The organism is Streptomyces sp. NPDC059456 (genome assembly GCF_042750055.1).
Classification (GTDB): Bacteria; Actinomycetota; Actinomycetes; order Streptomycetales; family Streptomycetaceae; genus Streptomyces.
Map to the genome: position 1 here is coordinate 16,083 of NZ_JBHYVA010000048.1, position 7,448 is coordinate 23,530.

Genomic DNA, 7,448 nt, shown 5'->3' on the forward strand with positions numbered 1-7,448 from the left:
GACGGGGTGCCCGTCCCGCTCCTCTGCGGCCAGCCAGTGCTCCCTCCAGGCTCCGGTCTCGGCTCCGGCCGCGACGAACGGCTCGTCCGACAGCTCCCGGAACTCCACCGTCTCGCTGTTCGCCAGCGGATGCCGAGCCGGTAGCAGCACCCCACGCTCCTCAACGAACAACTCCCGCACCGTGAAACTCTCCTGCCCCGGAAACGGCAAACGCACCACTGCCGCATCCACCTCACCCCGGGCCAGGCCCGCGCTCGGGTCCGACCAGTCGCACTGCCGGAGTTCCACCCGCCACTCCGGTCGCGCCCGGCGGAACTCGGCGATGACCTCAGGAACGGCACCCACCGCGCCCGCGTCGAGGAAGCCCAGGCGCAGCACTTGCGTTGCGCGGCCGGTTGCCCGCACCGCCTCGTCCCAGCCGTCCAGCAGTGCGGGCACCCGCGAGGCGAGCTCACGACCAGCCTCGGTCAGCGCCATCCCCGACCGCGAACGTATGAAGAGCCGTACCCCGAGACCGTCCTCCAGGCGCCGGATCTGCTTGGTCAGCGCAGGCTGCGAGACGAACAGCCTTTCCGCCGCACCGGTCAGGCTGCCCTCCTCCGCCACCACGGCGAAGTACCGGAGCAGACGCGTATCCAGGTCCATGCCACCAGGTTATAGAAGCAGGTATTGGACGGTGACGAAGTGCTCGCGGACCCTGAAGACATGACCGGCACCCAGCTCGCGCTCCTCGTCGTCACCCTGCTCACCGCAGCCCTCAACGTCGGTATCGCGACCGCCGACCTCGCCGGGGCACGCTTCGTGCTGGCCAACTCGGCGGAGGTGGGCGTCCCCCGGTCCTGGCTGCCCTGGCTGGCCGCCCTCAAGCTGGCCGGTGCGGCGGGCCTCCTCCTCAGCCTCTTCGACGCCGCACCGCGCCTCCTCGGCGCCGCCGCGGCCTGCGGTCTGGTCCTCCTCTACCTGGGCGCGCTCACCTTCCATCTGCGCGCCCGTGTGCTCTACAACCTCGCGTTTCCCGGTTTCTACTTCGCCACCGCCGTCGCCTCGCTGGCATTGACCGTGTCCTCCTGATGGCGGCACCACTCAATGTTCGACGAGAACGCTCAGCCTTCGCTGCGACAGGTCACTGGTGGCACGGGGCGGTGATCGCGGGGCTGATCACGCCGTGCGCGGCACGGCAGAGGGCCGTCATGTCTGCGGTCCGGGCGCCGGGTGGGATCGGCAGCGCATGCCGCCACCGTGCCGCAGCCGGGTCCGGCACTGGCGCTAACGTCCCTGCCGGGCCCCTCGGATGGATGATCCGCGGCCGCGTGTGGAGCCGGCGCGGCTGACCCTGGAAGCGGGACAAAGGCGTGAGGGAGGCCCGGGATGGTGCTCAGGCCGCTGGTCGAGCCGATGCCGGCGCAGGCTGCCGAGTCCGTGCCTGGTCCGGCCGCGCTGCGGGCGGGTGTGGCGTATGAGCAGAAGTTGTGGACAGGGCAAACGAGGGTTCGTTGTTCACGGTCTCTGCGCTGAGGTGGGCAGGCAGTTCGCGGTCGCGAGGGCCAACCGCTGACACGAAGTCGGCCCCGGGCATCATGCCGGGGCCGGGGCCCGTCATCCGGAGGACGTCAGGCGGGAGCGCTCTCGGCCGTGATGCGGTCGAGGGCGAGGGCGCCTGTGGAACAGGTGTGAGGTCTTGGTGGCGTCAGCCGAGCTGCTGGAGCAGGGGGAGGATGTTCTTGGGCTGGGCGTTGACCTGGGCGAGGACGGCGATGCCGGCCTGTTGGAGGATGCTGGCCTGGGTGTAGTTCGCGGTTTCCAGGGCGTAGTCGGTGGCTTCGATGCGCTCGCGGGCGGCGCTGAGGTTGACCGCACCGGTGTCCTGGGTGGGGATGCTGGACTCGAAGCGGTTCTGGACGGCGCCGAGGATCGTGCGCTGGCTGGTGACCTGGACGAGCGCGGCGTCGATCTGGGACAGCGGGTCGATGAGGAAGGTGGTGGCCTCGGTCGCGTCGGTCTTGCTGATCGTGGCCCTCTGGCCGTCCGGGTCGGTGTAGTTGATCTTTGTGGGGTCGGTCTCGTCGGTGAAGGCGGGCGTCTTGGAGAGGTCGTAGGACTCCAGGCCGAGTGTGTTGACGTTCAGCATCTTCATGGCGACGGCGATGATGTCGCCGTCGCCAGCGCCGGTCTGGAAGTTCATGCTGGTGTCCTTCGCCAGCACCTTGATCCCGTTGAACTGGGTCTGCTGCGAGATGGTGTCGATGGCCTCCAGCCGCTGGGCGACCTCCTGCTGGATGGCGGTGCGGTCGGTGGCGGCGTAGATGCCGTTGGCGGCCTGGACGGTCAGCATGCGGATGCGCTGGAGGTTGTTGGTGACCTCCTTCAGCGCGCCCTCGGTGGTCTGCGCGAGGGAGATCGCGTCGTTGCTGTTGCGCGATGCCTGGACGGATCCGTTGATCTGGGTGGTCATCCGGTCGGAGATGGCCAGGCCCGCGGCGTCGTCCTTCGAGGAGTTGATGCGCTTGCCGGAGGCGAGCCGCTCGGCCGCGACCCCCATGGTGGAGCCCGTGATGTTGAGGTAGTTCTGCGTGGTGAGCGACATGATGTTGGTGTTGAGCGTCAGCATGTGATCATTCCCAGTCGGTGGTCGGTAGGGGTGTCGGGAAGCGCTACGCGGACGTCACGTTCACGTCGTCCTGGGCCAGGACGAAGCGCAGGACATCGACATCGACCCAGCCGTACGGGGAGATCGCGTCGATGAACGCGGGCAGGGTCCGCGCCAGCTCCGCAACGACCTCGGCTTCGTCCTGGCCCCGCGCCGCGGCGGCTTCGGCGATCTTGTCCTCGCCGAGGGCCTGGATCACCTGCGCCTCGGTGAGGGGTTGGTTGGGGCCGGAGCCGAGCCAGGAACTGCTTTGCGGCAGGGCGGCCGCAAGGGCCCGGGTCTCGGCCACGATCCGTTCGGCAGCCGATTCCTCCTCGGGCGTCAGGGCCGCGATCTTCGAAGCCGCGCGGAACGCCTCGATGGTCTCGGCCGGAATCGCGTCCACCAGAGCGGGGATCTCCTCGGCCAGAGAGGCCGCGGCTTCCGCTTCGCTCACCTGTGCCAGCTCCGCCAGCTGCTTGAGCATGCCGGCGGGAGCGGCGGCGGCCACTTCTTCCGCGGACAGCGGTTCGTTGGCGCCTCGGCCGGTCCAGGACTCGAACTTGGCCGACGTCCAGGGCCCGGCCGACAGGGCCGTCAGCAGCTGTCCCAGCACAGGGGCCACCGTGGTCTCACTCATCGAACTCCCTCACTAGTGATCTTGCCAGCGCCCGGAATGCTACCGAAGGTGACAATGAAGCAACAGAGCGTGAATAGGCCACGGCGGACAAGCCATGCGAGGACGAGCCGATGGCGGTGGCCGGGCCACTGAACCGCTCCGCCGGAGTGCGGCGACGCACCCGCCGGCCGAGTCCGCGGACAGCTCAACAGCGCATAACAGAAGTTCGACGGGCACCGGGCGCTGCTGTTCACTCCGGCCGAGCCGGGCGGGCGGGTGCTGGTGCAGACCCGGCGCGGGGCGCTGGTCCAGGACCGGTGGCCGGACCTGGTGGCCGCCGCCGAGCAGCTCCCCGGCGGGCTGGTCCTCGATGGCGAGTTGCTCGTCTGGGACACGGCGGCGGGCCGGTTGTCGTTCGAGGCCTTGCGGCGCCGGGCCGCGACCCGCGCCCGCGGCGCCGCCGGCCTCGCCGCGGCCCTGCCGGCGTACTTCGTCGCGTTCGACGTCCTGCAGCTGGACGGGCAGGGACTGCTGAACCGCCCGTACAAGGAGCGGCGCGCGCTCCTGGAGCAGCTGTTCACCGACCATGCTCTGACGGCCCCTGGACGCTCTGTCCGATGACCACCGACCTGGCTGGGGCCCGGGAATGGCTTGAGACCTGGACGGACGTGTCCGGGGTGGAGGGCATCGTGGTCAAGCCCCTGACCAGCCGCTATCTCCCCTCGTACCGGGGGCGGACCAAGATTGGAAGACCGGTACACGTACCGGCTGCGCGTGTCGTCCACTGCCGTGGCCCGGCTCGAAGCCGAGTGGGCGCGCTGTCGCTGGGTGTGGAACGAGTGCGTGGCGATGTCCCGAAAGGTCCATGGCCTCAACAGGACGGCTGCGGAGAAGATCACGTGTGGCCCGGCGCAGCTCGACAAGATGCTGACCGAGGCCCGGCGGTCGATGAGCCGGCTGCGTGAGGGCGCCTCGGTGCCCCAGCAGCAGATCATCCGCGACTTCGGCAAGTCCCGTGCCGGGGCGATCAAGGACATCAAGGCGATGCTGCCGATGCGGCAGCGGGCCGGGATGTCTCGCATCAAGAAGAAGCGCGAGGCGCTGGTGACGGTCAACTACACGCGGCGCGGGTTCTGCCTCAAGGGCGGCCGGCTGCACCTGGCCGGTGGTCGCGTGACCTTCCGTCCGATCCCACGAGCGTGCGGGTGTACCGCGACAGCCTCGGGTGCTGGTACGCGTTGTTCGTCGTCGCTGCCAGGATCCAGCCGCAGACCGGTTCCGTCATAGGTATCGACTGGGGCGTCAAGGAGACCGCCACCACCACGTCCGACGCCCACGACCCTCGCACGCCCAGCACGATCTGGCGTCCCATGAGATCCAGCTCGGCCGACAACGGCCGCGCCTCGGAAGCGGGAATACGAGCTGCGGGAATCAAACGACTTCATCCATTCGTATCGGAGAGGGTGAGCGGCCCGGGAACGGGCCTCTCACCCTGGTACGAAGAGCGACATGGTGAAGGTGGCCTGTTCCACGATGCCGAGCAGCCCACAGACCGTGGATCTCCCGGCCGGGGCCCGGGTTGACGACGTCGTGGTGTGAGGCGGCGGGCGGGCCACCGTCCCTCTCCGCTCACCCTCGCCCTCACAGGGATGACCGCGGACGCCGGGAGTCCGCCGCGGGCTCGGGCGCCGGTGGCGCGGCGGTGAGTGCCTCGAGCAGGCGCTGGGCGTCGACCGGCACGGGCAGGGCTCGGTCACCGAGGTCGGCGGGGGTCTCGGGGTGCGTGGGGTTGACACGTACGAGGCGTGCTCGGGGGAAACGGCGGACGAGCTGTTCTCCCGGCCACCGGATCACGCCGGGCGTGTTGAATCCGGCGCCGAATTCCAGGACGAGCAGACGGGTGCCTGAGGGGGCCGTGACCAGCCAGTCCTGGAGCCCGTGGTGTCCGGGGCGGTAGGGGGCGTCGACGAACTCGGGGCCCACGCGGACGTTGATCTCGACCGCGCCGCCGCAGTTCGGGCACCGGGGCAGGGCGCCGGGGTCGGTGACGGCGCCGGTGCCCGGGTCGTACGCGGCGAGGAGCCGTGCGACGAGGGGCTCGCTGTCCCAGGCGGCGGCGGTGCAGGGGGTGGCGCACTGGTAGCGGCCGTAGTCGCCCTGCGGGGTGAAGATCCGGTCGGGGGCGAAGCCGTTGCGGGCGAAGAGGCCGTCCACGTTGGACGTCATCGCCCAGTGGTCCTTGTCGCCGACCAGCGCGCGCAACTGCTGGTAGAGGGGGTTGGGGGCGGGGGAGAAGCGGATGTCGGCGATGTGCACGGCCCAGTAGCCCCACCACAGTTCGGGCGGCAGGGGTACGCCGACGAGGTAGCGGGAGCGCAGGCCGTGGCCGTGCAGGGCGGGGAAGAGCTCGCGGAAGCGGTCCTCGTCGCCGTAGTCGTATCCGGCGGCGGCGCTCAGCCCGGCCCCGGCCGTGATCAGGACGCGGTCGGCCTCGGCGAGCCAGCTGCGCAGCGTTGCGGCGGCGCCTTCCAGGTCGAGGGCGGGGTGGTTCATCGGGACTGGATCCCTTCGGTCAGCGCGCGGACGTAGGCGGCGTGGTCGTCGTCCGCGTACACGTTGAAGACCACGCGGTCGAGGCGTGCGGGGTGGCGGTCGAGCCAGTCGGCCACGACGTCCAGGGCGGTCCGCGCCGCGGGCGTTCTGGGGTAGCCGAAGACACCGGTGCTGATGCCGCAGAACGCGACGGTGCGCAGGCCGTCCACCTCGGCGGCGAGATCGAGACAGGCACGGTACGAGGCCGCCAGGGCCTGCTCGTGCCTCGGGAGCAGGGGGCCGTCGACGATCGGGCCGACGGTGTGCAGCACGTAGCGGGCGGGCAGGTGGTAGCCCCGGGTGATCTTGGCGGTGCCAGTCGGCTCCGGGTGACCCTGCAGGGACATGATCGTGTGGCAGTCCGCGCGCAGGCGGGGGCCGGCCGCGGCGTGGAGGGCGTTGTCGATGCACGGGTGCATCGGGACGAAGCAGCCGAGTAAGGCACTGTTTGCGGCGTTGACGACGGCGTCCGCCGCGAGGGTGGTGAGGTCGCCCTGCCACAGCGTCGTACGGTCGGCGGCCGGGTATGAGGTGCCCGGGAAGGTGTCGCGCAGGGTGGGGAGCGAGGCCGCGTCGGTGGCGCCGCGGGCCAGGCGCTCCCCGGCCAGGAGCGCGTCCAGAACCCGGGCGGTCCCGGCGGGCAGCGGGTCCGGTCCCCGTACGGTCAGCACGGTGCGGAGCAGCCGCCGGGCGGCGGCGTCGTCGAGCCGGTCCGCCGCGCCGGGGCGCAGGCCGGCCAGCCCGGCGGTCGGGTCGCCGCCCAGTAGATCGAGTGCCTCGCGGACCCGGTCGGCGGGGCGGCCGTCCGGGGCGTGCCGGGCGCTTGGCCGGAAGGGTTCGGCCAGGGCGATGGCGGTGCTGTAGCCGTCGAGCGGCAGTGCGGTGGTGTGCACGGGGTTCTCCGGGCGGTGCGTCCGCGCGTTCGGGCGGGGCGGGATTCGGGCTTCGAAGGTTCGGGGATTCGGGGCTTGGGGGGGCGTGGGCCGCGGCGACGAGGCTGCGGCCCACCCCGCCGCCGGTATCAGAACAGGCCGTTGACGTGGGGGAGTTCGGCCGGGATCGGAGCGATGACGTCCCAGTGCTCGACGATCTTGCCGTCGGCCACGCGGAAGAGGTCGTAGTACGCCACCGGTACTCCGAACTCGCCCTCGGACTGCAGCAGGACGAACTCGCCCTCGGCGATGACCTTGTGGACGGTCTTGTAGTGAAGGTTCTTGCCCTGCTCGGCCCAGCTTGCCGCGGCGGCCCCGAAACCGGCCAGGCCGTCGGCGGCCTCCGGGTTGTGCTGGTGGTAGGTCTCGGTCGAGATGTAGTCGGTGAGGACCGAGTAGTCGGCACCGACGAGGACCTTCTGCGCGAACTCGGCGACCAGGGCGCGGTTCGCCTCGGTCGTCTCCGGCTCGGTGACCTCGCCGGGACCGTCCGTCTGCGAGCGGCCGGAGGCGGTGTCCTCGACCAGCGGGGTCAGGGCGTCCCAGTGCTCGGCGAGCTTGCCGTCGGCGGAGACGCGGAACAAGTCGAATCCGACCCACGGCTCGGGGCCGCAACCCGGGTTCGTGCCGGTGAGGGCCCCCCCATATACGGCGGCGCAAACCCCGGCCCCCCCGGAAA

General features: G+C 70.8%; 8 protein-coding genes and 1 pseudogene. 3 read left to right on the forward strand and 6 right to left on the reverse strand.

Annotated features, from left to right (window positions below):
• The coding region (locus ACFXA3_RS07295) for a LysR family transcriptional regulator (RefSeq protein ID WP_385183185.1) at positions 1-645 on the reverse strand (645 nt) is incomplete at its 3' end.
• Positions 646-705: 60 nt separating this feature from the next.
• Here ACFXA3_RS07295 and ACFXA3_RS07300 point away from each other — a divergent pair.
• Entirely contained in the window at positions 706-1,071 is a 366-nt protein-coding gene (locus ACFXA3_RS07300; RefSeq protein ID WP_385183187.1) for a DoxX family protein, read from the forward strand.
• Positions 1,072-1,687: 616 nt separating this feature from the next.
• Here ACFXA3_RS07300 and ACFXA3_RS07305 read toward each other — a convergent pair.
• Entirely contained in the window at positions 1,688-2,608 is a 921-nt protein-coding gene (locus tag ACFXA3_RS07305; RefSeq protein WP_385183190.1) for a flagellin, read from the reverse strand.
• 43 nt (positions 2,609-2,651) lie between these two features.
• On the reverse strand, positions 2,652-3,266 hold the full coding sequence (locus ACFXA3_RS07310) for a YidB family protein (protein ID WP_385183193.1): 615 nt from the start codon (positions 3,264-3,266) through the stop codon (positions 2,652-2,654).
• A 255-nt stretch (positions 3,267-3,521) separates the two neighbouring features.
• Here ACFXA3_RS07310 and ACFXA3_RS07315 point away from each other — a divergent pair, with 255 nt between their 5' ends.
• Complete coding sequence (locus ACFXA3_RS07315; protein ID WP_385183196.1) at positions 3,522-3,866, forward strand: hypothetical protein; 345 nt, start codon at positions 3,522-3,524, stop codon at positions 3,864-3,866.
• Between the two features lie 123 nt (positions 3,867-3,989).
• Positions 3,990-4,653 (forward strand): annotated as a pseudogene (locus ACFXA3_RS07320) (RNA-guided endonuclease TnpB family protein); the annotation flags it as partial.
• Between the two features lie 233 nt (positions 4,654-4,886).
• Here the strand turns inward: ACFXA3_RS07320 and ACFXA3_RS07325 are convergent.
• The 3 genes from ACFXA3_RS07325 to ACFXA3_RS07335 all read right to left on the reverse strand — a co-directional run bounded on the left by ACFXA3_RS07325 (position 4,887) and on the right by ACFXA3_RS07335 (position 7,353).
• The gene (locus ACFXA3_RS07325) at positions 4,887-5,798 is read right to left on the reverse strand and encodes an NAD-dependent protein deacetylase of SIR2 family (RefSeq protein ID WP_385183198.1); all 912 of its coding nucleotides are present in this window, start codon (positions 5,796-5,798) and stop codon (positions 4,887-4,889) included.
• A complete protein-coding gene (locus ACFXA3_RS07330) occupies positions 5,795-6,730 on the reverse strand; it encodes a protein-ADP-ribose hydrolase (RefSeq protein WP_385183201.1) in 936 nt (311 codons plus the stop codon). Before ACFXA3_RS07330 ends, ACFXA3_RS07325 begins: the two co-directional genes overlap by 4 nt.
• Before the next feature lie 128 nt (positions 6,731-6,858).
• Positions 6,859-7,353 carry an ester cyclase gene (locus ACFXA3_RS07335; RefSeq protein WP_385183204.1) on the reverse strand — a complete coding sequence of 165 codons (495 nt, stop codon included), beginning with the start codon at positions 7,351-7,353 and terminating at the stop codon, positions 6,859-6,861.
• Positions 7,354-7,448 lie beyond the last annotated feature (95 nt).

Excerpts from the sequence above, each read along its gene's own strand:
- ACFXA3_RS07305 (WP_385183190.1), bottom strand. The coding sequence starts at position 2,608 with ATGCTGACGCTCAACACCAACATCATGTCGCTCACCACGCAGAACTAC.
- ACFXA3_RS07325 (WP_385183198.1), bottom strand. The coding sequence starts at position 5,798 with ATGAACCACCCCGCCCTCGACCTGGAAGGCGCCGCCGCAACGCTGCGC.
- ACFXA3_RS07310 (WP_385183193.1), bottom strand. The coding sequence starts at position 3,266 with ATGAGTGAGACCACGGTGGCCCCTGTGCTGGGACAGCTGCTGACGGCC.
- ACFXA3_RS07300 (WP_385183187.1), top strand. The coding sequence starts at position 706 with ATGACCGGCACCCAGCTCGCGCTCCTCGTCGTCACCCTGCTCACCGCA.